We start from the raw sequence: 20245 nt of genomic DNA on the forward strand, positions 1-20245 counted from the left end.
CGATCCCGTGCGGAGCGCCGCAGCCCACGGCGCCGGGAACAAGAACCCGGTCGTGCGACGTTCCGTTAAGTGCGTGCGCCACGAGCGAACACAATCCGCGCCGCACTCACACACCGAAGGGAGGGGGGTGTCCCCATGCCGCGAAGCGCCGTCGAGACCCCGCTCACGGAGTCGGCGGGCCCCGCGCTCAACGACCTCCTGAAGCGTGGCCGTGCCCAAGGGCACCTCTCGCTCGACGAGGTGAGGGGGGCCTTCGAGTCCGCCGGGCTCAGTCCGGCCCAGGGCCGTTCGATCCTGCGCGAGCTGTCCGAGGCCGGCATCAGCCTGGCCGGCGAGTCCGACACCGCCCGCAAGCGGGCGGCCGCCGCCGCCGACCACGCCACCGGGGAGACCGCCCAGAAGACGCCCGGCACCGCGAGGAGCACCGGGAAGCGCGCCCCCCGCAAGGCCGCCGCGAAGACCGACTCCCCCAAGGACGCCGGGGCCGGCGAGCCGGCCGCCAGGGCGGCGCGGGCCGCCCGGCCCGACGCCCCCGCCGACGAGGGGTTCGAGGTCACCGAGGTCGAGGCCGACGAGCCCGCCGCCGACCTGGACGACCAGACCACCGGGATGGGCGACTCCGTCCACACCTACCTCAAGGCGATCGGCCGCCGCCAGCTGCTCACCGCCGAGCAGGAGGTCGACCTCGCCAAGCGCATCGAGGCCGGCCTGTACGCCGAGCACAAGCTGGAGGACGAGGACCTCTCCCCCGACCTGCGCGCCGACCTGGAGTGGGTCGCCGCCGACGGGCGCCGCGCCAAGGCCCACATGCTGGAGGCCAACCTCCGCCTCGTGGTGTCGGTCGCCAAGAAGTACTCCGACCGCGGCCTGTCGCTGCTGGACGTCGTCCAGGAGGGCAACCTCGGCCTGATCCGCGCCGTGGAGAAGTTCGACTACTCCAAGGGCTACAAGTTCTCCACCTACGCGATGTGGTGGATCCGGCAGGCCATCCAGCGCGGGTTCGCCGACTCTGCCCGCACGATCCGGCTGCCCGTGCACGTGCTGGAGATGCTCAGCAAGCTGAGCCGCGTCGAGCGCGACATGCACCAGCGCCTCGGCCGCGAGCCGACCCCGGAGGAGCTGGCCGCCGAGCTCGACAAGAGCCCCGAGCAGGTCCGCGAGCTGCTGCGCACCAGCCGGCAGCCGATCAGTCTGGACTCCACCATCGGCGAGGACGGTGAGACCCGCATCGGCGACCTCATCGAGGACACCGACAGCCCCGAGGCGTCCGAGCTGGTGGACCGCCAGCTCATGGCCGACCAGCTGCGCCGCACGCTGGACATCCTGTCCCCGCGCGAGGCCAAGATCATGGCGATGCGGTTCGGGCTGTACGACGGGACGCCCCGCACGCTGGACGAGATCGGCAAGGCCCTCGGCCTGACCCGGGAGCGGATCCGCCAGCTGGAGAAGGAGTCGCTGTCCAAGCTGCGGCACCCCAGCAACGCGCGCCCGCTGCTCGACTTCGCCGTCTGACGCGTCCCACGGGCACCCGAAGGGCCCGCCGAACCATCACGGTTCGGCGGGCCCTGCGAGTTTCCCGGGCGCGGGTCAGCAGCCCCGGACGGCAAACGCGAGGAACTGGGTGACCTCACGGCGGTCGAAGTTGTCGTCCGATCCGGCGACGAGGGTGCACTCCCCCGACCTCAGCCGCGGCCCCCATGCCAGCGCCTCCAAATTCTGCTCGGGGGCGGCGTAGCTGCCGAGGTCGGCGACGAGCCGCTTGCGCACCGGACGGAACCGCACCCCCTCGCCGAGGCGGTCGCGGTGCAGCACGTCCGTGGCGCCCCGCACGTCGAACTCGTACAGCCTGTTCCGGTAGCCGACGCCCTCCAGCCAGGTCCGCTCCAGCGCCAGGAACCGGTGGTCGTCCACGGCGAGGATCTCCGAGACCCCGCTGTCGGCGGTCCCCGAGAGCGGCCGCGGCGCGGCCGGGAGCCGGTCGACGGGGTAGGCGTACTGGGCGCGGACGCGGCCGGCGCGGCTCCACAGCGTGAGGCGGGTGAGGGCGCCGCGCGCGACGGTCGGCGGGGCGCCGTCCTCGTAGCGCGGCCCTTCGACCATCGCGGCGATGCCGTGGGGGGTGAACGCCAGCGCCTCGAACCCGGAGTTGCGGCGCGGGCCCCGGTTCTCCTCGGTGAGCCGCAGGCCCGGCGGCAGCGGCAGCCGCCCGGCGTACCGGCCGTCGCGGGCCGCCCAGCGCAGCGACATCTGCGACAGCGCGACGTCCCGGTGCCTCTCGTCGGGGCGGTCGCCCTCACTGCCCCAGAGCACCCGCCGCGACCGCGGGTCGTACCGGATCGTCTCCGGGTCGGCGGACCCGGGCCTGCCGAACCCCGGGTACGGCCCGCCGTCCGGCCGCCTCAACGTGGACGCGCCGCTGATCCGCACGCCGGTGAACGCGCCGGTCGCCGGGTCGATGTCGAGCCGCCCGGTGTAGAACCGCGCCGGGTCGTAGCGCCACCGGTCGTCAGAGATGAAGTACCAGGTCCCGGTGCGCGGATCGCGGTCGAGGCCCGACAGCCCTCCGAGCGTGGTGCCGGCGACCTTCGCCATGTGCGGGAGGCGCCGCTCGCCGAGGAACCGCGTGATCCGCAGCTCGGCCCGCGCAGCCCGCGGCCCGTCCGCCGCGTCCGCGGCCCGCGCGGCGGTCCGCGCGTCCACGACCGTCGCACCCGCCATCGCCGCGAGCACGGCCGCCGTCGCCGCCGCCCCGCGCCACATCGTCCTGCACCCGTCCACGTTGACCACCGTCACCCTCCGCATCCGATCGACCGCGCTGCGTCGCGCACGGTCAGTATGCGTCATCACGGCGGGTGACGGCGGCGGTTCCGTCAGTCGGCGCGGCGGAACTCCCAGATGGCCACGCCCATCAGGCCGGCGCCCATGGCGAGGACGATGAGGATCTCCAGCCAGATCGGCACCACCCAGCCGCCCCAGGTGACGCCCGGGTCGAACGTCCGCATCAGCTCCGGCGAGACGTCCAGCCGGGTGAACACCGCGTGCCGCAGCGGGTCGACCGCGTAGGTGAGCGGGTTGAAGCGGGTGAGGACGGTCAGCCAGGTCGGCAGCCCGCTCAGCGGGTACAGGGCGCCGGACAGGAACATCATCGGCATCATCGCCATCTGCATGAGGCCGAAGAACGACTGCATGCTGGTGATCCGCGCGGCCATCATGACGCCGAACCCGGTCAGCGCGAACGCCCCGAGGAACATGATGGCGAGCATTTCCAGCAGGAGCAGCGGGTCGTAGGGGACGCCGGCCAGGCCCGCCAGCAGCACGATCACCGCGCCCTGGAGGGTCGCCACGAGCGCGCCGCCGATGCACTTGCCGACCACGATCGCGCTGCGGCTGACGGGGGCGACGAGCATCTCGCGCAGGAACCCGAACTCGCGGTCCCACACGATCGACCCGGCGGAGAACATCGCGGTGAACATCACCGACATGGCGCACACGCCGGGGAAGATGAAGGTCTTCAGGTCGACGGTCCCGGCGGTGCCGCCGCCGCTGGCCATCAGGTTCGACAGGCCGGTGCCCATGACCAGCAGCCACAGCACCGGCTGGACCAGGCCCGACACCATCCGCAGCTTGTCGCGCCAGAACCGGATCAGTTCCCGGTGCAGGACGATCTTCACGGCGCGCAGGTCCTGCCGCAGGCCGCGCTCGGGCACCCGGACCCGGACGACCCCGGTCGCCGCCGGCTCGGCGGTGCGGGCCATCGTCACCTCCTCATCGCGCGCATCGCGGTGCGCATCCCGTCGCTCGCCGACGCCTCGGCGTCGCGGATCGTCGTGCCGGTGAACGACATGAACACATCGTCCAGCGACGGCCGCGCCACGTTCACCGACACGATCGGGACGCCCAGCTCGGCGAACAGCCGCGGCACGAACGCCTCCCCGGAGGCGACCGAGAACGCGACCGCGCCCTCCGACACGACCGCCTCCAGGTCGAAGCGGTCCTTGATCGCGGCGATCGCGGCCTCGTCGTCGGCGGTCTGGATCCGGATCCGGTCCTTGCCGACGCCGGCCTTGAGCGCCTCGGGGGTGTCGAGCGCGACGATCCGCCCCGAATCGATGATCGCGATGCGCTCGCAGAACTCGGCCTCGTCCATGTAGTGCGTCGTCATGAAGATCGTGATATCCTCGGCCGCCTGGAGCTGCCGGATGTACTCCCAGATCGACGCGCGGGTCTGCGGGTCGAGGCCGACGGTCGGCTCGTCCAGGAACAGCACCCGCGGCGAGTGCAGCAGGCCGCGGGCGATCTCCAGGCGGCGCTTCATGCCGCCGGAGAAGGTCTGCACCAGGTCGCCGCGCCGGTCCCACAGCCCGACCATCTCCAGGACCTGCCGGATGCGGCCGGCGGTCGCCGACCGCGGCACGCCGTACAACTCGGCGTGGAAGCGCAGGTTCTGCTCCCCCGACAGGTAGCCGTCGAGCGTCGGGTCCTGGAACACCAGGCCGATGTTGCGGCGCACGGCGTCGCGCTCGGCCACCACGTCGTGGCCCGCGACGCGCGCGCTTCCCCCGCTCGGGCGCAGCAGCGTGCAGAGCATGTTGATGGTCGTGGACTTGCCCGCGCCATTCGGGCCGAGGAAACCGAAGATCTCCCCCGGCCGCACGGAGAGCTCGATCCCCCGCACGGCCTCCACGTCGCCGAACCTCTTCGTCAGGCCGTCGACCTCGACGGCCGGTCCCCCGTCCGGCATGGGGCCTCCCTCCGCGTGGAGCAGCACCGCCCAGCTTTTGGGCCATCCAACGGTAGGTGTACCCTATCTCTCACGTCAAGAGAGATTAGAAGCCCCAACGAAGTCCGAGGAGCCGGACGTGCAGGACCGCCCCGATCCGCTGTACGACTCGCCGACCTACCTGATGTACGAGACGGTGCGGCTCGTCCGGCGCACCGCGTCGCGGATGTTCCCCGGCCAGCCCAGGCTGCCGCACCTGCTCGTCCTGTGGTGCGTGGCCCAGCACGGGCCGCTGTCGCAGCGCGAGGTCGCCGAGCGGCTGCGGATGGACGCCGGCGACCTCGTCGGCATCGTGGACGCCCTGGAGCTCGCCGGCCACGTCGAGCGCCGCCGCGACCCGGAGGACCGGCGGCGTTACGCGCTGGAGGCCACCGAGGACGGACGGCTCAAGCTCGGCGAGAGCATGAAGGCCCGCGTCCGCCTCAACGAGATGCTGTTCGAGCCGCTGTCACCGGAGGAGCGGCTCCTGTTCCGGGACATGCTGCTGCGGGTCCTCGCCCATCACGATGAGCGCTTCACCGGCGCTCCGGAACCGTCCGGTCAGCAGACCGGCACCGAGGTCTCCAGCCGCAGCCGCGCCTCGTCGTAGCGGCGCAGCACCAGCCGCGCCGCGGCGGGGTGCGCGCCGACGGGCCGCGCGACCGTGTCGGCGCCGCAGGCCGCCATGCGGTCGTGGAAGCGGCCGGGCGCCAGCAGGTAGGACGCCACCGCCACGCGCCGGGCGCCGCCGGAGCGCACGCCCGCGACGACCTCGTCGAGCGCCGGGCCGCCCGCCGCGACGAACCCGTACGGGACGGGCCGCCCCAGCCGACGCGCCAGCAGCCGGGCGGCCCGCCGCACGTCGGCGACGCCCGCCGGATCGGCGGACCCCGCCGCGCCCAGGACCACGGCGTCCAGGTGGCGCGACGGGGGCCGGTCTTCCCCTCCGCGGGGAGGCGGTCCCCCGCGCTCCCCGGCCGGGCGGGCCGGTGCCGCCAGCCGGTCGGCCAGCGCGCCCGCCAGTAGCGCGTCCGGGCCGAGCGGCCGGGTCGTCACCGATCCCGGGAGCAGCCGCCCCGCCCGGTCGGGGATGTCGATGAGCGCGTGGTAGCCGCGCGCCAGCAGCAGCGGGACGACGATCACCGGGCCGCCGCGCAGCCCGCGCGCCGCGTCCTCCAGCGACGGCCGCGACAGCTCGCCGTAGGCCTCGGCGACCCGCAGTCCCGGCCGCATCGCCCGCACCCGCGCCAGCAGCGCGCCGACGACGGCGGGGCCGGCCGGATCGCGGGTGCCGTGCGCGACGGCCAGCAGCGCGGGCTCAGCCACCGGCGCCCGCCGCGAGCCGGTCGGCCAGGCGCGGGTCGCACGCCAGCCGGTAGCCGCGCTTGACGACCGTCTCGACGATGCCGGGGCGGCCGAGGCCGCGCCGCAGCCGCGCCACCGCCATCTCCACCGCGTGCTCGTCGGCCTGCGGCCGGGCCTCCCGCGGCCGCCCGTCCCGCACCCAGGCGTCCCTGCCCGCGGGCGTGCCGACCAGCCGGCTCGGCAGCACCCCGCACAGCTCGGCCCGCGACACCACGTGCCCGGGGCGCCGCGCGAGCGCCCGCAGGATCGCCATCGGCGCGGGCGCGATCGGCCGCAGCTGGCCGTCGAGGACGACGGCGTGCCCGCGCAGCTCCAGCGAGAACCCGCGCACCGACAGCCGCCGGGACCGGCGCCTCGGCAGGTCCGAGACCAGCGCACGCACGAGCGCGCCCAGCCTGGCGCGCTCGGGCTGGACGGTGGGGACGTCGCGGCCGGTCAGCGCCTGCGCGGTCACCGGGCCGACGCACGCCGCGACGACCTGGGTGCGCATCGCCTCCAGCAGGGCCTCCTCCAGCCCGTCCTCGGCGGCGACGGCCAGCGTCGCGGCGACCGCGGGCGCGCTGGTGAACGTGATCGCGTCGACCGTGCCGGCGACCGCCTGCCCGACGAGCCGGCGCAGCGGCGTGGAGTCCTCCGAGCGCGACCAGCGGTACACGGGGATCTCGATCACCTCGGCGCCGGCGCCGCGCAGCGCGCCGGTGAGCTCGGGCTCCCGCTCCCCGTACAGCTGGACGGCGACCCGCGCTCCGGCCAGGTCCTTCTCCAGCAGATGGCGGATGACCTCGGCGCACTCCTCCGACTCCGGCGACCAGCGCTCCTGCAGGCCCTCCGAGCGGATCGCGCCGCGCGCCTTCGGCCCCCGCGCCACGATGTCGGTCTCGGCGAGCCGGGCGATCAGCGCGTCGCGCAGCCCGTGCCCGTCGGCGGCCTCCAGCCAGGCCCGGAACCCGATCCCGGTCGTGACGACGACATGGTCGAGGGGGGCGTCGACGCAGGCGCGGGTGGCCTCCATCAGCTCGGTGTCGTCGGCGAGCGGGACCAGCCGGATGGCGGGGGCGAGCACGACCCTGGCGCCGCGCCGCTCCAGCAGCGTCGCGAGCTCCTCGTGGCGGCGGGCCGCGGTCACGCCCACGGCGAACCCGGCCAGCGGCTCACTGCCGGTGCTCATCGGTGAGCGCCACCTCCACCCGGTCGCCGGCGCGGCGGACCGGGAAGGCCGGCACCGCCACCCGCGGATCGTCCAGGCAGGCCCCGGTGCGCAGGTCGAACACCTGCTTGTACATGGGGGACGCGACGGTCGGCGTCCCGCACCGGGTGCCGAGGATCCCCCGCGACAGCACGCAGGCGCCGCTGAACGGGTCGAGGTTCGACAGCGCGTACAGGGCGTCGTCGAAGGTCCGGAAGATCGCCACCTGCGTCCCCTCCACCATCGCGCAGGCGCCGCGCTCGGGGGTCAGCGCGGCGTAGGAGCAGATGTCGAACCACCGGACCGCGGGCCGGACCGCCCGCTCCCTGACGATCGTCGCATCGGGTGAAGTGGTCATCGCGCGGCAACCTCCTGGCGGGTATGTCGATGGTCCGATCCTCGGCAGAGGCCGTTTCGCGGTTGGGTCCCCTTTGTCACCGGCGTGTTAAAAGGGGCTCACGGCCGGCACGGAGAGCGCTCCGGCGGGACGCCGCCCGCCGCCCTCCCCATCCGTCCCGACGGGTTCCAACCGGACGGCGCAGACCTTGAACTCCGGCATCCGCGACACCGGGTCGAGCGCGGGATTGGTCAGCAGGTTCGCGCGCCCCTCCCCCGCCCAGTGGAACGGGATGAAGACGGTGTCGTCGCGGATCGCGTCGGTGAGCCGCGCCCGGACGGTCGCCGCGCCCCTGCGGCTGCTCACCCGCACCTCGGCGCCGTCCTCGATGCCGAGGCGCCCGGCCAGGTCGGGATGCAGCTCGACGAAGGCCCCCGGCGCCGCCTCCGCCAGCTGATGGACGCGCCTGGTCTGCGCGCCCGACTGGTACTGCGCGAGGACGCGCCCGGTGGTCAGGTACACGGGGTACTCGGCGTCCACGTCCTCCGCGGCGCCGTGGTGCTCGACCGGGACGAACCGGGCCCGCCCGTCCGGGGTGGCGAACCGGTCCAGGTAGGGGCGCGGCGTCCCCGGGTGGCCGGTGGACGGGCACGGCCAGAACACCCCGCCCTCGGCCTCGATCCGCTCGTAGGTGATGCCGGAGTAGTCGGCCGCGCCGCCGGCGCTGGCGCGGCGCAGCTCGCCGAACACCGCCTCGGGGTCGGTGCTCCACTCCCCCGGCGCCGCCAGCCTCCCGGCGAGCGCGCTCAGCACCTCCAGGTCGGTGCGCACGCCGTCCGGGGGGCGGACGGCGCGGCGCCGGCGCAGCACCCGGCCCTCCAGGTTCGTCATCGTCCCCGACTCCTCGGCCCACTGCGCGACCGGCAGGACGACGTCGGCGCGCCGCGCGGTCTCCGACGGCACGACGTCGGCGACCACCAGCAGGTCGAGCGCGCCGAGCCGCTCCTCCACGGCCGCGGCCCGCGGCGCCGACACCACCGGGTTGGACCCGAACAGCAGCAGCGCCTTCGGCCCGCCGGCGGTGCCGAGCGCCGACAGCAGCTCGTAGGCCGACCGGCCGGGACCCGGCAGGGAGCCGGGATCGACGCCCCAGACCTGCGCGACGTGCGCGCGGGCCACCGGGTCGTCGATCCTGCGGTAGCCGGGCAGCTGGTCGGCCTTCTGCCCGTGCTCGCGCCCGCCCTGCCCGTTGCCCTGCCCGGTGAGGCAGCCGTAGCCGGAGCCCTCGCGGCCCGGCAGCCCGAGCGCGAGGGCCAGGTTGATGAAGGCGCCGACCATGTCGGTGCCGCGCGCGTGCTGCTCGGAACCCCGCGCGGTGAGGACGTGGGCGCGGCCGGCGCGGGCCAGCAGCCGGACGGCCTCGCGCATCAGGGGGACGGGCACCCCGGTGATCCGCTCGGCCCGGTCCGGCCAGTAGGCGTTCACGACCGTCCGGACGGCGTCGAACCCGGTGGTGCGGGAGGCGATGTACTCCTCGTCGGCGAGGCTCTCGGCGAGCGCCAGGTGCAGCAGCCCGTTGGCGAGGGCGATGTCGGTGCCGGGCGTCGGCTGCAGGTGCAGGTCGGCCTGCCGGGCGGTGGCGGTGCGGCGCGGGTCGACGACGATGAGGGCGCCGCCGCCCTCGCGCATCTCGGTCAGATGCCGCATGAACGGCGGCATCGTCTCGGCGACGTTGCCGCCCGCGAGCAGGACCGCGCCGGACGCCGCCAGGTCGGTGACCGGGCCGGGGAGCCCCCGGTCCATCCCGAACGCCCGCGCGGACGCCGCCGCGGCCGACGACATGCAGAACCGGCCGTTGTAGTCGATCTGGGACGTACCGAGCGCGACGCGGGCGAACTTGCCGAGCTGGTAGGCCTTCTCGTTGGTCAGGCCGCCGCCGCCGAACACCGCGACGGCGTCGGGGCCGTGCCGGTCCCGCAGCCGCGTGATCCCGGCGGCGGTCCGGTCGAGCGCCTCGTCCCACGTGCAGGGCTCCAGCGGCGCGGTCCGGCTCCGGCGCATCATCGGCGTGGTCAGCCGGTCCGGGACGGTGAGCAGCTCCGCCGCCGTCCAGCCCTTCTGGCACAGCCCGCCCCGGTTGGCCGGCACGTCGTCGCGCGGCGCGACCCGCGGACCGCCCTCGCCCTTCTCGTCCCGCAGCGTCATGCCGCACTGCAGGGCGCAGTACGGGCAGTGCGTCGGAGTCCCGATCATGCGCCGAGACTCGGCGGGCGCCGTTTCGCCGGCGAGTCCCGGAGGTGACTCCGGCGTTAAATGCGCTTCACCCCCGCGCGTCCGCCGAGGTCAAAAGCCCAGGACGGCGACACCTCGCCGACCTTGACGAACGCGTGTCAAGCGTTGTCGAGCCCTGTCATGGCCCATTCGTCGCCATTTGCCCGCCTATCGAACGGATTTATGGTGGCCCGGCGCTCTCGCGGTGAATGCGGGCGCCGCCCCGGTATGCCCCGGATCATCGCACGGTGATCGCGCCTAACCTCGGTACATGCCCGACCTTGCCTACTACGCCTCCCTGCCGCGCGCCCGCGGCGCCGCGGCGGCCCTGCTCCTGGACGAACTCGGGCGGGTCCTGCTGGTCAAGCCCACCTACAGCGAGGGCTGGTACCTCCCGGGCGGGGTGATCGAGGCCGACGAGTCCCCGCTGTCGGCATGCGTGCGCGAATGCGAGGAGGAGCTCGGCCTCGTCCCCCGGCTCGACGGCCTGGCCTGCGTCGACTGGGGACCCCCGCGCGACGACGGCGTCGACGCCGTCAACGTCTTCGTCTTCCACGGCGCCATCACCGGCGAGCAGATCGCCGCGATCCGGCTGCCGCCCGACGAGCTGTCCGACCACATGCTCGTGGCGCCGGAGAAGGTCCCCGAGCTGGCGCCGCCGCACGTGGCCCGCCGGATGGACCCCAGCCTGCGGGCCATGTCCACCGGCCGCGCCGTCTACCTGGAGGACGGCCGCGAGCAGCCGTTCGGCGCGCCCGCGCCCGAACCCGGCGCCGCCTGAGCCTGGCGAACCGGACACCCGACCCCCGGCGCCCGAGCCCGGCGCCCGAGCCCGGCGCCCGAGCGCCCAGGCCGGTCCGCTACGCCGGGACCGCGTCCTGGATCGAACGGGCGCGCTCGGGCTCCTCGGCGCGGGCACAGTGGGCGCAGCAGTAGAAGTGCCCGCCCACGTCCACGCCGTGCCCCATGATGCGGCACTGGCAGTGCTCGCAGATCGGCGCCATCTTGGTGACCGCGCACTCGAACGAGTCGAACGTGTGCACCTCGCCCTGCGCGTGCACCTCGAACGCCATCGCGTAGTCGTTGCCGCAGACCTCGCAGGTCGCCATCGCTCCAGTCTCCGTTCCCCCGCCGCGCTCGCGGTCCGGTCCTACCCCGACCGGCCCTGACCTACCCCGCACCTCACAGCCCGGCGGGACACGCTGTGCAGCGGAGTTATCACTGCCGTACGACCGGACACACACGAGCGAAACTCCGGATTCCTACGGTCGGGCCGTCCGAGCGACCAAGGAGACCGCCTGATGACCGTCACCACCGAAACCGCGCGCCCCGGACGGGCCCCTACCCTGAAGGGGCGCTGGATCGACGACTGGCGGCCCGAGGACCCCGAGTTCTGGGCGGCCGGCGGCGCCCGGACCGCCCGCCGCAACCTCCTCTTCTCGATCTTCTCCGAGCACATCGGCTTCTCGGTATGGACGCTGTGGTCGGTGATCGTGCTGTTCCTCGGCCCCGCCTACGGCATCGACCCGGCCGGGAAGTTCACCCTCACCGCCGTGCCCGCGCTCATCGGATCGGCGCTGCGGATCCCCTACACCTTCGCCGTCGCCCGCTTCGGCGGGCGCAACTGGACGGTCTTCAGCGCGGCGCTGCTGCTCGTCCCGGCCGTCCTCGCCGCGTTCCTCATCGAGCCGGGCGTCTCGTTCACCACCCTGCTCGTCCTGTCCGCCGTCGCCGGCGTCGGCGGCGGCAACTTCGCGTCCTCGATGTCCAACATCAACGCGTTCTACCCGCAGCGCCTCAAGGGCTGGGCGCTCGGCATCAACGCGGGCGGCGGCAACCTCGGCGTCGCCGTCGTCCAGGTCGTCGGGCTGCTCGTCCTCGCCACCGCCGGCAAGGACCACCCCGGCCTCGTCGCGGGCGTCTACATCCCGCTCATCGTCCTCGCCGCCCTCGGCTCCGCCCTGTACATGGACAACCTGGCGCAGGCCCGCAACGACCGGCGCGCCATGCGGGACGTCTGCAGGGACGCGCACACCTGGATCATGTCGGTGCTCTACATCGGCACGTTCGGGTCGTTCATCGGGTTCGGCTTCGCGTTCGGGCAGGTCCTGCAGGTGCAGTTCAAGGCCGAGTTCGACACCCCGATCAAGGCCGCCTACCTGACCTTCCTCGGCCCCCTGCTCGGTTCGCTGATCCGCCCGGCCGGCGGCCGGCTCGCCGACCGGGTCGGCGGGGCCAAGGTCACCTTCTGGACGTTCGTCGCGATGGCCGCCTCCGCGGGCCTCGTGCTGGCCGCCTCACAGAGCAGATCCCTCGCCCTCTTCCTCGCCGGGTTCGTGCTGCTGTTCGCCTTCAGCGGCGTCGGCAACGGCTCCACCTACAAGATGATCCCGGCGATCTTCCGGGCGAAGGCCCAGCTCGGCGTCGCCAACGGCGGCGACCCGGTGGCCGCCGAGCACGAGGCCCGCCGCCTCGCCGGGGCGCTGATCGGCATCGCGGGCGCCGTCGGGGCGTTCGGCGGCGTCCTGGTCAACATCGCCTTCCGGCAGTCGTTCCTCACCTACGGGACCGGCGACGGCGCCTACATCGCGTTCATCGCGTTCTACGGCCTGTGCTGCGTCCTCACCTGGCTGGTCTACCTGCGGATCCGCCCGGGGAAGCCGGCGGGCGTCTGACCGCCTGCCGCCCCGCGCGGCGCCGCCGCGTCCGGCCGGGCCCCTCCCCGGGGTCCGGCCAGCGCGGCGACCGGCCCGACGAGCGCAGCACCGCCTCCCACGCGTCCCCCCGCTCCAGCGGCAGGTGCGGGACGCCCCAGTGCCACGCCGGCACCAGCAGGTCCGGGTCCTTCGGCCGGTAGTCCGCCCCGGCCGCGCGGGCCATGTCCCAGGCGTGCAGGTGCCACTCCACGCAGGCCGCGCCCGCGTGGTCGCCGACGGTGTACTTGGTGCCGCGGTAGATCAGATGCGTCCGGTCCCACATGTCGGGCATCAGGTCGGCGTAGGCGCCCGCCGACACCCCGAAGGCGAGGATCCGATCCGGGCCCGAGTCCGGCGGGAGCACCGCCAGCTCCGCCGCGTTCTGCCGCGCCTGCTGCCTGATCAGCACCGCGCTCGCCGCGTCCTGCGCGAACAGCTTCGCCAGCCGGCTGTCGGGCGCGTCCTGGAGGTACTCCAGGAAGTTCTCCGCCACGCACCGCAGGTGCCCCGCGAGATCGATCAGCCGCCAGTCCGCGCAGGGCGTGGGCGCGTCCCAGTCCGCGACGGTCTCCGCCAGCGCGCGGATCGCCCGGACCCCGTCCTGGTAGGACTCGAGTACGCGGCACCGGTCCGGCGGCGTGCGCTCCACCTGACTTCCCCCAACGTCCAGAGCACCGTGCGCCCTCCCCGCCGGGCGACCGCGCGCACGCCACGCCGGTGCGGCGTGCGGAGCGGGGCGCCCCCGGCGTTCCCCGGGAGGGCAGACTGTCAAAGTTCGGCGGCGGCCGCCACCGGGTGGCGCTGTGTCGTCACACGCCGGGAACCTCTCAGACGTGCAGGGCCGGCCGCGTCCGGAAGGCGAGCCGGTGCGCCTCACGGGCGGTGCGCAGCCGGTCGACCTCGTCCGTCCACGGGCGCACCGCCGGGCGCGCCTTGGCCTTGCGGTAGGCGATCTCCGCGGCGCGGCGGGCCTTGGCGTCCTGCGCCTCCGTCACGTACGTCCTCGGGCCCGCCGCGACCCGCTCGGCCGCCTCCGCGGCGGCGAGGACGGCCGTCAGCGCCTCGTCGAACGCGAGCGTCAGCTCGCGGAGCTCCGGCTCGGGCGCGCTCGCGGCCTGCGCGTCCCGCAGCGCCCGCTCCGCCTCGCCCGCCGCCGCGAGCCGCTCGTCGTACTCGGCGGCCAGCCGCTGGTCGGCCTCGTACTGCTCCGCGACGTCCTTGCTCACCCGGCGGCCCAGCGGCATGGTGGTACTCCCTCGACGGTCGTGCTCGGTTGTGCTGCGTCCTGGTCGTGCTGTGTCCGACCGAGGTAAGCGTACGCGGCGGCCAGGCGTGTTGTGGCGGTGGACACCCGGCTTCGGCCCTTTACGTAGTAAGGTTCATGCTCATGGTCCGGCAGCCCAGCATCAACGCCCAGCACCGCCCCCCGCTCACCACCGAGCGGATCATCGAGGCGGCCCTCCAGATCGTCGACGGCCAGGGACTCGGCCGCCTCACCATGCGCCGCCTCGGCGACGCGCTGGAGGTCGAGGCGATGGCGATCTACCACCACCTCCCGCGCGGCAAGGAGCAGCTTCTCGACGGCCTCGTCGCGCACGTCGCCTCCTCTCCCGCCGCCGAGGCGGCCGACGGCCCCTGGCAGGACGTGCTGCGCGCGTGGGCCCGCGGCTACCGGGACCGGCTGCTCGCGCACGCCGGCGTCCTCCCGCTGGTCGTCACGCGCCGCAACCCGGCCGCGCTCACCGCGACGGCCGCCTCCCTGCGGGAGGTGCTGCGCCGCGGCGGCGTCCGCGAGGACCCGGCCGCGGTCGCCGCCCACACCCTGCTCGGCTACGTGATCGGCCACACCGCCCTGGAGGTGCGCGGCACCGCCGAGGACGGCGCCGACCGCGCGGTCGACTGGGACGCCCGGTTCGCCGCCGGGCTCGACCTCGTGATCGCCGGCGTCGGCTGACCCGCGGCCGCCCCCGGGTCAGGACGGCTGATCCTCGACGACGAGGACCTCCAGGTGCCGGGGGCCGTGCGCGCCCTCGACCCGCGCCGCCTCGACGCCGTGGGTGGCGGACGGGCCGCTGATCCATGTCAGCGGGCGCGCCGGATCGAGCCGCGCGACCGCCTCCGGGACCGTTCCGACGATCTGGTCGGCGTGGACCACGCACAGGTGGTAGTCGGGGACGAGGGTGAGCGCCCGCCTGCCCTGCGCCCGGCCGCCGTCCAGGACGACCGTGCCCGTCCGCGCCACCGCCGCCGCGCAGCCGGTGACGACGCCGTCCGCCGCGGCGAGGGCGTCGAGGTCGACCGGCGGGGTGTCGGCCAGCGCGCGCACGCCGTCCAGCTCCGCCAGCCACCCGAACGGCAGGTCCGCCGGGACGACGATCCGCTTGGCCTCGCGGCCCCACAGCGCCGCGGCCACCGCGGTGCCGAGCTCGTCCGCGCCGACGTGCCGGACCGCGGCCCGGTTGTCGGCGACCCGCTCGGTGAACAGGGCGAGGACGTCCGCCCGGCTCCCGGCCTCCGCCTCGGGCAGCCGGCGGGTGTAGGACCGCGGCACCGGCGGCCGCGGGCCGCGGGCCCCGCCGAGCGCCTCCCGGACCCGCCTCAGCATCTCCTCGCGCCCGCTCACGTGCGCGTCCTCGCCCACCAGGCGCGGAAGCTCTCGGCCGGCGGCGCCGGCAGGTCGCGCGCCTCGGTCCACGCGCCGAGCAGCCCCGGCAGGCGTCGGATGCGCCCGCCGCGCGACAGCAGCCGCGCCCACCGGGTGCCGCGCCGCAGGGCCGCCTCGTGCCGGCGCGGGTCGCTCATCGTCCAGGCGAGCCCGCGCATCAGCGCCATCTCGGGCGTCGGCACCGGGCGCCGCCGCCGCGACTCCACCACCATGCCGCGCAGCCGCACCAGGACGTCCGGGATGTCGATCATCACGGGGCAGACGTCGGCGCAGGCGCCGCACAGCGTCGACGCGTAGGGCAGCGACGCGTTCGCCGCGCTCTCCACCCCGCCCGTCAGCGGGGTCAGGATCGCGCCGATCGGGCCGGGATGGACCGGGCCGTAGGGCCGGCCGCCGGTCCGCTCGTAGACGGGGCAGACGTTCGCGCAGGCCGAGCAGCGGATGCAGCGCAGGGCCTCGCGCCCGGTGTCGCCGGCGAGTGCGCGGGTGCGGCCGTTGTCGAGCAGGACGAGGTGGAACGCGCGCGGCCCGTCGCCCGGCGTGACGCCCGTCCAGGACGAGACGTACGGCGTCATCCGGTCACCGGACGACGCGCGCGGGAGGAGCTGGAGGAACACCTCCATGTCATCCCACGCCGGGACGACCTTGTCGATTCCCGCGACCGTGATCAGCGTCTCCGGAAGCGTGAGGCACATCCTCCCGTTGCCCTCGGACTCCAGCAGCACGACCGTGCCGGTCTCGGCCACCAGGAAGTTCGCCCCGGTGACCGCGACCCGGGCGCCGAGGAACCGGTCGCGCAGGTGGGCCCGCGCGGCCGCCGCCAGCGCCTCCGGGTCGCCGGCGGGCCCCGGCGCCGCCGCCGGGATCTCCCGCCGCAGCAGCTCCCCGATCTCCGCGCGGTCCCGGTGGGCGGCCGGCGACAGCGGGTGGGACGGCGCGTCCTCGCCGAGCTGGAGGACCATCCCGGCGACGTCGGTCTCGCGGACGGTGGCGCCCGCGCGAGCCAGCGCCTCCGCCAGGCGGATCTCGCGGAGCGTCGCCGACGCCGCCTTGACCACCTCCCTGGCCCCGGTCTCCCGGAGCAGGCCGGTGACGATGCGGCGCGCCTCCGCCGCGTCCGCCGCCCAGTGCACGGTGCCGCCCGCCTCCGTGACGGCCCGCTCCAGCTCCTCCAGGTGGACGTCCAGGTCGAGCAGCGCCCGGTCCCGGATGGCGCGCCCGGCCTCGCGCAGGTCGTCCCAGTCGGGGATCTCGGCCGCCGCGGCGGCCTCCCGCCCGCGCAGCGCGGCGGTGGCGCCGCGCAGGTTGCGTCGCAGCCGGGTGTCGGCCAGCTCCGGCCGCGCGGCCGCCGCGAACTTCCGTCTCGGCGGCGGGGCGGGCCCGCTGGTCCCCGCGGAGGACGGCGTCGTCCCCGGGGAGGAGGCCGTCACGGGGACCTCGTCTCGGCGAGGATCTCGGCCAGGTGCATCGTCCGGACGCCCGCCCGCAGCCGCGACAGCGCGCCGCCGATGTGGGCCAGGCACGCGTCGTCGACGGCGCAGACCACGTCCGCGCCGGTGTCCCGGATGTGCCTGACCTTGTCGGCGACCATCGCGACCGACACGTCGGCGTTCTTCATCGCGAACGCCCCGCCGAACCCGCAGCACTCCCCCGCGGCGGGCAGCTCGACCAGGTCGAGGCCCTGCACGGCGCGCAGCAGCCGCAGCGGGCGGTCGCCGGCGCCGAGCGCCCGCATCGACTGGCAGGACGGGTGGTAGGTGACGCGGTGCGGGAAGTAGGCGCCGACGTCGGTGACGCCGAGGACGTCGACGAGGAACTCCGACAGCTCGTGGACGGCGATGCCCTCGGCGGCGCGCGCCAGCGCCGGGTCGCGGGCCGCCCGCGCGATCTTCGGGTAGGCGTGCCGGACCGTCGCGGCGCACGACGCGGACGGGGCGACCACGGCCTCGCAGCCCTCGAACGCGGCGGCGTAGGAGCGGGCCAGGCCCGCGGCCTCGCGGTGGTAGCCGGCCGTCCAGTGGATCTGGCCGCAGCAGGTCTGCCCCGGCGGGAACACCACCTCGTGCCCGAGCCGCTCCAGCAGGACGGTGGCGGCCTTGCCGGTGCCGGGGAACAGCGCGTCGTCGAAGCACGCGACGGACAGCGCGACCCTCACCGGCCTCACTCCCCCCACGCGCCCGGCAAGCCCGTTCCCCGCCGAACATCGTAGGGGTTTCAACTCCCGGTGGCGTGTCGTTCTCCACCCGTTATCGCGCGGGAGGTACGGCTACGCCTGGCACCTCAGGGTGAGAGGGATCACAGCGGTCCGGTACCCCGGTACCAACGGACAACCGTCCCAACGGGCTATGGCCGGTGTGGGGCGAACCACATCACACTGGGGTGCGTCATACAGGAAAGCATCACAACCGACCAGTAGTTGAGACCGGAGGCACACGATGTGCCCGCACCAGCCGCCTTGTCCTTCCCACGACGCACCCGACCGCGACGCCGCCCGCACGCTGGTCTCGCACCCCGAGCAGGGGTGGAGCCTTCTGTGCAACGGTGTCGTGCTCTTCGAGGACACCGGTGAGCTGCTGCCCGACGGGGGAGTCATCGCACCGCACCGGCCGACGGACCTGCCTGCGCCGTCCGCCGCTTGAGCGGTCTCCACGGGGGACTAGTTCAAACGGGTGATCATCCTCGGGGCCACGGCCACCTGCCCTTTGGACTCCGGGTCCGCACCGGACCCGGAGCGACCTACCTCCGGCCCGTCCGCACCGGACGGGCCGCCCATCTTCTCAGCCACGGCTCCGCCGCCCGGCCGACCGCCCCGGGGTCCCGGTTCAGGTCGTGGCGCTCGCCCGGCAGCACCACCACCTCCGCCGCGTCCGACGGGCCGGGCACCCCGAACGGGTCCCGGTCGCCGTTGACGACGAGGACCTCCACCCCCGCCGAGCGCAGCTCGTCCACCCGGGTCCTCTCCGGGTTGCGCGGCGGGCGCAGCGGGAACGCCAGCGCCAGCACGCCGGCGGCCCCGGCCGCCGCCGCGGTCCGGCACGCCACCCGCGCGCCGTTGCTCCGGCCGCCCTGCACGAGCGGGACGTCCCCGAACCGCTCCCGCAGCATCCCGGCGATCTCCAGCCACGCCGCGTCCTGCTTCGCCGGCGAGCCGGGCGCGCGGCGCCCCGCGAACCGGAACGGCTGCGTCACCCGCGCCACGGCGCCGCCGAGCCCGAGCGCCGTCTCCCGCACCGCCAGCAGGTCGGCGGCGTCCACGGTGCCGTTCGACCCGTGCGTCAGGGCCAGCAGGAACTCCGGCCGGGGGACCTCGTCCACCACCACTTCGGCCGGCCCTTGCGACGTCGCGACCTCCATAGGGCCACCGTAGCCCCCGGCCGGATCGGTCCCTGCGGCAGACTGGGCGCATGGAGAAGATGACCGACGCCGAATGGCGCGCGTTCGTCATGGAGGGCACCCGCACCGGCAAGGCCGGCGTCACCCGCAAGGACGGGACGCCGCACGTCACGCCGATCTGGTTCGTCCTCGACGGCGACGCCCTGATGTTCAACACCAGCGCCCAGAGCGTCAAGGGCCGCGTCCTCGCCCGCGACTCCCGCATCTCCATCTGCGTGGACGACCAGACCCCGCCCTACTCGTACGTGCTGATCCAGGCCGAGGCGGAGATCATCGAGGACCTGGACGAGTCGCTCCGCTGGGCCACCGCCATCGGCGCCCGCTACATGGGACCCGGGCGGGCCGAGGAGTTCGGGCGCCGCAACGCCGTCCCGTCGGAGTACCTCGTCCGCGCCCGCATCACCAAGGTCATCGCCGAGCGCGCCGTCTCCGACTAGCCCTCGGGCCAGTTCGGGACGGGCGTGCCCATGGCCAGGCGGAGCCTCTCGGCGAAGCTCTCGTGCAGCAGCGGGCCCCACGGGTAGCCGCTCGGGACCCGCACCGCCTTGCCGAGCACCTCGTGCGTCTCCCCCGGGCGGCGCTCCCCCGGCTCGTCGGCGTACCGGACGGCGAGCAGCGCGTACATGTGGTCCAGGGCGCCGAACGCCTCGCCGGCGAGCGCGGGCAGCGTCCCGTCCGACACGGCCTGCTCGACGACCGGCTCCCACCACGGGTCGCCGGAGCCGCCGTCGTCCTCGGCGTCGCCGAAGTCGCGGCGCAGGCGCGCCCGCACCTGCCCGGCCACGCCCGGGTCGCCGAGGCCGCGCCGCCACACCTCGGCCGCCTCGCCGGCGCGCCCCCGCAGCGGCAGCGTCCGCGCCAGCAGCTCGGTGGCGAGCGGCCCGACCTCGGGGTCGGACGGGTCCTCCTCCAGCGCCGCGCCGAACGAGCCGATCGCCTGGTCGAGGTAGGAGATGCCGAGCGCGACCGCGAGCCTGGCGTAGGCGTAGGGGGCGGCGCCGCGGTCGATCAGCCGCAGGCCGGCGGCGAGGATCCGCTGCGCCCGCGCCGGCTCGCCCCGCTCCAGCAGCCGCTGGCCCAGGTCATGGGCGGCGGGCGGCCCGTACTCGGCGTCGCCGGTGCCGATGACCGCCTCCCAGTGGTCGCGCGCCGTCTCGAAGTCGCCGGCGTCGTCGGCGATCCTGGCCAGCGCGAGATGGGCCGGCGGGAGGTAGGCGGGGTTGCCGAAGTCGACCACGACCCGCCAGGCGGGCGCCGCCCGCTCCGGCTCGCCGGCGCGCTCGTGCGTCAGGGCCAGGTGGTAGGCGGCGCGGGGGCCGTACTCGGGGTCGGCGGTCGCGATGGCGGCCCGGTCGGCCTCCCGGGCCCGCTCCACCTCCCCGGCGTCGTCGAGGACGACCGCGAGGCCGAGCGCGGCCCGGGCCCGGCACGGCGTGTCGCCGAGCGCGAGCACCTTCTCGAACAGCGGTACGGCCCGCACCGCGTCGCCGTTCTCGGCGAGGTCGCGGGCCTCCTCGCACAGCCGCACCGCGTCGTCGGATACCGGATCCGGGGACTCGCTCATCGCTCTTCT

Annotated in this window: 22 protein-coding genes; 7 read left to right on the forward strand and 15 right to left on the reverse strand. The window is 75.0% G+C overall.

Annotated elements, in window-relative coordinates; genetic code table 11:
- Positions 1-135 precede the first annotated feature (135 nt).
- Positions 136-1512 carry an RNA polymerase sigma factor gene (locus ABGB11_RS08665; RefSeq protein WP_347630649.1) on the forward strand — a complete coding sequence of 459 codons (1377 nt, stop codon included), beginning with the start codon at positions 136-138 and terminating at the stop codon, positions 1510-1512.
- Positions 1513-1587: 75 nt separating this feature from the next.
- Here ABGB11_RS08665 and ABGB11_RS08670 read toward each other — a convergent pair whose 3' ends face one another.
- The 3 genes from ABGB11_RS08670 to ABGB11_RS08680 all read right to left on the reverse strand — a co-directional run bounded on the left by ABGB11_RS08670 (position 1588) and on the right by ABGB11_RS08680 (position 4741).
- On the reverse strand, positions 1588-2793 hold the full coding sequence (locus ABGB11_RS08670) for an esterase-like activity of phytase family protein (protein ID WP_347630651.1): 1206 nt from the start codon (positions 2791-2793) through the stop codon (positions 1588-1590).
- 77 nt (positions 2794-2870) lie between these two features.
- Complete coding sequence (locus tag ABGB11_RS08675; protein WP_347630653.1) at positions 2871-3755, reverse strand: ABC transporter permease; 885 nt, start codon at positions 3753-3755, stop codon at positions 2871-2873.
- A 2-nt stretch (positions 3756-3757) separates the two neighbouring features.
- Positions 3758-4741, reverse strand: coding sequence for an ATP-binding cassette domain-containing protein (locus tag ABGB11_RS08680; RefSeq protein ID WP_347630655.1), 984 nt, complete (start codon positions 4739-4741; stop codon positions 3758-3760).
- A 118-nt stretch (positions 4742-4859) separates the two neighbouring features.
- Between ABGB11_RS08680 and ABGB11_RS08685 the strand changes: the two genes are divergently transcribed.
- Positions 4860-5369, forward strand: a complete 510-nt coding sequence (locus tag ABGB11_RS08685; RefSeq protein ID WP_347630657.1) for a MarR family winged helix-turn-helix transcriptional regulator — start codon at positions 4860-4862, stop codon at positions 5367-5369.
- Here ABGB11_RS08685 and ABGB11_RS08690 read toward each other — a convergent pair.
- From ABGB11_RS08690 to ABGB11_RS08705, 4 genes are all read right to left on the reverse strand, one after another.
- Complete coding sequence (locus ABGB11_RS08690; protein WP_347630659.1) at positions 5321-6085, reverse strand: sirohydrochlorin chelatase; 765 nt, start codon at positions 6083-6085, stop codon at positions 5321-5323. The two genes, ABGB11_RS08685 and ABGB11_RS08690, sit on opposite strands and share 49 nt — an antisense overlap.
- Positions 6078-7292 (reverse strand): uroporphyrinogen-III synthase, encoded by a 1215-nt coding sequence (locus ABGB11_RS08695; RefSeq protein ID WP_347630661.1) that lies wholly within the window; start codon positions 7290-7292, stop codon positions 6078-6080. Before ABGB11_RS08695 ends, ABGB11_RS08690 begins: the two co-directional genes overlap by 8 nt.
- Complete coding sequence (gene nirD, locus ABGB11_RS08700) at positions 7276-7668, reverse strand: nitrite reductase small subunit NirD (protein ID WP_347630663.1); 393 nt, start codon at positions 7666-7668, stop codon at positions 7276-7278. Before nirD ends, ABGB11_RS08695 begins: the two co-directional genes overlap by 17 nt.
- Positions 7669-7755: 87 nt before the next feature.
- A complete protein-coding gene (locus tag ABGB11_RS08705; protein WP_347630665.1) occupies positions 7756-9900 on the reverse strand; it encodes a molybdopterin-dependent oxidoreductase in 2145 nt (714 codons plus the stop codon).
- A 289-nt stretch (positions 9901-10189) separates the two neighbouring features.
- Here ABGB11_RS08705 and ABGB11_RS08710 point away from each other — a divergent pair, with 289 nt between their 5' ends.
- Positions 10190-10699 (forward strand): NUDIX hydrolase, encoded by a 510-nt coding sequence (locus tag ABGB11_RS08710; RefSeq protein ID WP_250355380.1) that lies wholly within the window; start codon positions 10190-10192, stop codon positions 10697-10699.
- A gap of 79 nt (positions 10700-10778) precedes the next feature.
- Here ABGB11_RS08710 and ABGB11_RS08715 read toward each other — a convergent pair whose 3' ends face one another.
- The gene (locus tag ABGB11_RS08715; protein ID WP_347630667.1) at positions 10779-11027 is read right to left on the reverse strand and encodes a hypothetical protein; all 249 of its coding nucleotides are present in this window, start codon (positions 11025-11027) and stop codon (positions 10779-10781) included.
- A 192-nt stretch (positions 11028-11219) separates the two neighbouring features.
- On the opposite strand from ABGB11_RS08715, the gene ABGB11_RS08720 reads away from it, so the two are divergent.
- On the forward strand, positions 11220-12593 hold the full coding sequence (locus ABGB11_RS08720) for a nitrate/nitrite transporter (RefSeq protein ID WP_347630669.1): 1374 nt from the start codon (positions 11220-11222) through the stop codon (positions 12591-12593).
- On the opposite strand, the gene ABGB11_RS08725 is transcribed toward ABGB11_RS08720, so the two are convergent.
- Together ABGB11_RS08725 and ABGB11_RS08730 are read right to left on the reverse strand one after the other, a co-directional pair.
- Positions 12541-13263 carry a maleylpyruvate isomerase N-terminal domain-containing protein gene (locus tag ABGB11_RS08725; RefSeq protein ID WP_347630671.1) on the reverse strand — a complete coding sequence of 241 codons (723 nt, stop codon included), beginning with the start codon at positions 13261-13263 and terminating at the stop codon, positions 12541-12543. The genes ABGB11_RS08720 and ABGB11_RS08725 overlap by 53 nt on opposite strands.
- Positions 13264-13441: 178 nt before the next feature.
- Positions 13442-13858 (reverse strand): plectin, encoded by a 417-nt coding sequence (locus ABGB11_RS08730; RefSeq protein ID WP_347630673.1) that lies wholly within the window; start codon positions 13856-13858, stop codon positions 13442-13444.
- Positions 13859-14001: 143 nt separating this feature from the next.
- Between ABGB11_RS08730 and ABGB11_RS08735 the strand changes: the two genes are divergently transcribed.
- Positions 14002-14568: a TetR/AcrR family transcriptional regulator C-terminal domain-containing protein gene (locus ABGB11_RS08735; RefSeq protein WP_347630675.1), complete on the forward strand. Its 567-nt coding sequence runs from the start codon at positions 14002-14004 to the stop codon at positions 14566-14568.
- An 18-nt stretch (positions 14569-14586) separates the two neighbouring features.
- Here ABGB11_RS08735 and ABGB11_RS08740 read toward each other — a convergent pair whose 3' ends face one another.
- The 3 genes from ABGB11_RS08740 to ABGB11_RS08750 all read right to left on the reverse strand — a co-directional run bounded on the left by ABGB11_RS08740 (position 14587) and on the right by ABGB11_RS08750 (position 17434).
- Positions 14587-15237: an LUD domain-containing protein gene (locus ABGB11_RS08740; protein ID WP_347630677.1), complete on the reverse strand. Its 651-nt coding sequence runs from the start codon at positions 15235-15237 to the stop codon at positions 14587-14589.
- Positions 15234-16610 (reverse strand): lactate utilization protein B, encoded by a 1377-nt coding sequence (locus ABGB11_RS08745; protein WP_347631312.1) that lies wholly within the window; start codon positions 16608-16610, stop codon positions 15234-15236. Before ABGB11_RS08745 ends, ABGB11_RS08740 begins: the two co-directional genes overlap by 4 nt.
- Positions 16611-16705: 95 nt before the next feature.
- The gene (locus ABGB11_RS08750; RefSeq protein WP_347630679.1) at positions 16706-17434 is read right to left on the reverse strand and encodes a (Fe-S)-binding protein; all 729 of its coding nucleotides are present in this window, start codon (positions 17432-17434) and stop codon (positions 16706-16708) included.
- 280 nt (positions 17435-17714) lie between these two features.
- On the opposite strand from ABGB11_RS08750, the gene ABGB11_RS08755 reads away from it, so the two are divergent.
- Complete coding sequence (locus ABGB11_RS08755; RefSeq protein ID WP_347630681.1) at positions 17715-17918, forward strand: DUF5999 family protein; 204 nt, start codon at positions 17715-17717, stop codon at positions 17916-17918.
- Positions 17919-18015: 97 nt separating this feature from the next.
- Here ABGB11_RS08755 and ABGB11_RS08760 read toward each other — a convergent pair whose 3' ends face one another.
- Positions 18016-18633: an alpha/beta family hydrolase gene (locus ABGB11_RS08760; RefSeq protein WP_347630683.1), complete on the reverse strand. Its 618-nt coding sequence runs from the start codon at positions 18631-18633 to the stop codon at positions 18016-18018.
- A 50-nt stretch (positions 18634-18683) separates the two neighbouring features.
- On the opposite strand from ABGB11_RS08760, the gene ABGB11_RS08765 reads away from it, so the two are divergent.
- Positions 18684-19109 carry a PPOX class F420-dependent oxidoreductase gene (locus tag ABGB11_RS08765; RefSeq protein ID WP_347630685.1) on the forward strand — a complete coding sequence of 142 codons (426 nt, stop codon included), beginning with the start codon at positions 18684-18686 and terminating at the stop codon, positions 19107-19109.
- Here the strand turns inward: ABGB11_RS08765 and ABGB11_RS08770 are convergent.
- The gene (locus ABGB11_RS08770; RefSeq protein ID WP_347630687.1) at positions 19106-20236 is read right to left on the reverse strand and encodes a tetratricopeptide repeat protein; all 1131 of its coding nucleotides are present in this window, start codon (positions 20234-20236) and stop codon (positions 19106-19108) included. The genes ABGB11_RS08765 and ABGB11_RS08770 overlap by 4 nt on opposite strands.
- Positions 20237-20245 lie beyond the last annotated feature (9 nt).

It is taken from the genome of Actinomadura sp. B10D3 (assembly GCF_039871695.1).
GTDB lineage: Bacteria > Actinomycetota > Actinomycetes > Streptosporangiales > Streptosporangiaceae > Spirillospora > Spirillospora madurae.

Bases quoted from the DNA above. Each gene is read 5' to 3' on its own strand.
- ABGB11_RS08665 (WP_347630649.1), top strand. From the start codon at position 136: ATGCCGCGAAGCGCCGTCGAGACCCCGCTCACGGAGTCGGCGGGCCCC.
- ABGB11_RS08675 (WP_347630653.1), bottom strand. From the start codon at position 3,755: ATGGCCCGCACCGCCGAGCCGGCGGCGACCGGGGTCGTCCGGGTCCGG.
- ABGB11_RS08680 (WP_347630655.1), bottom strand. From the start codon at position 4,741: ATGCCGGACGGGGGACCGGCCGTCGAGGTCGACGGCCTGACGAAGAGG.
- ABGB11_RS08695 (WP_347630661.1), bottom strand. From the start codon at position 7,292: ATGAGCACCGGCAGTGAGCCGCTGGCCGGGTTCGCCGTGGGCGTGACC.
- nirD (WP_347630663.1), bottom strand. From the start codon at position 7,668: ATGACCACTTCACCCGATGCGACGATCGTCAGGGAGCGGGCGGTCCGG.
- ABGB11_RS08705 (WP_347630665.1), bottom strand. From the start codon at position 9,900: ATGATCGGGACTCCGACGCACTGCCCGTACTGCGCCCTGCAGTGCGGC.
- ABGB11_RS08710 (WP_250355380.1), top strand. From the start codon at position 10,190: ATGCCCGACCTTGCCTACTACGCCTCCCTGCCGCGCGCCCGCGGCGCC.
- ABGB11_RS08715 (WP_347630667.1), bottom strand. From the start codon at position 11,027: ATGGCGACCTGCGAGGTCTGCGGCAACGACTACGCGATGGCGTTCGAG.
- ABGB11_RS08720 (WP_347630669.1), top strand. From the start codon at position 11,220: ATGACCGTCACCACCGAAACCGCGCGCCCCGGACGGGCCCCTACCCTG.
- ABGB11_RS08730 (WP_347630673.1), bottom strand. From the start codon at position 13,858: ATGCCGCTGGGCCGCCGGGTGAGCAAGGACGTCGCGGAGCAGTACGAG.
- ABGB11_RS08735 (WP_347630675.1), top strand. From the start codon at position 14,002: ATGGTCCGGCAGCCCAGCATCAACGCCCAGCACCGCCCCCCGCTCACC.
- ABGB11_RS08755 (WP_347630681.1), top strand. From the start codon at position 17,715: ATGTGCCCGCACCAGCCGCCTTGTCCTTCCCACGACGCACCCGACCGC.
- ABGB11_RS08760 (WP_347630683.1), bottom strand. From the start codon at position 18,633: ATGGAGGTCGCGACGTCGCAAGGGCCGGCCGAAGTGGTGGTGGACGAG.
- ABGB11_RS08765 (WP_347630685.1), top strand. From the start codon at position 18,684: ATGGAGAAGATGACCGACGCCGAATGGCGCGCGTTCGTCATGGAGGGC.
- ABGB11_RS08770 (WP_347630687.1), bottom strand. From the start codon at position 20,236: ATGAGCGAGTCCCCGGATCCGGTATCCGACGACGCGGTGCGGCTGTGC.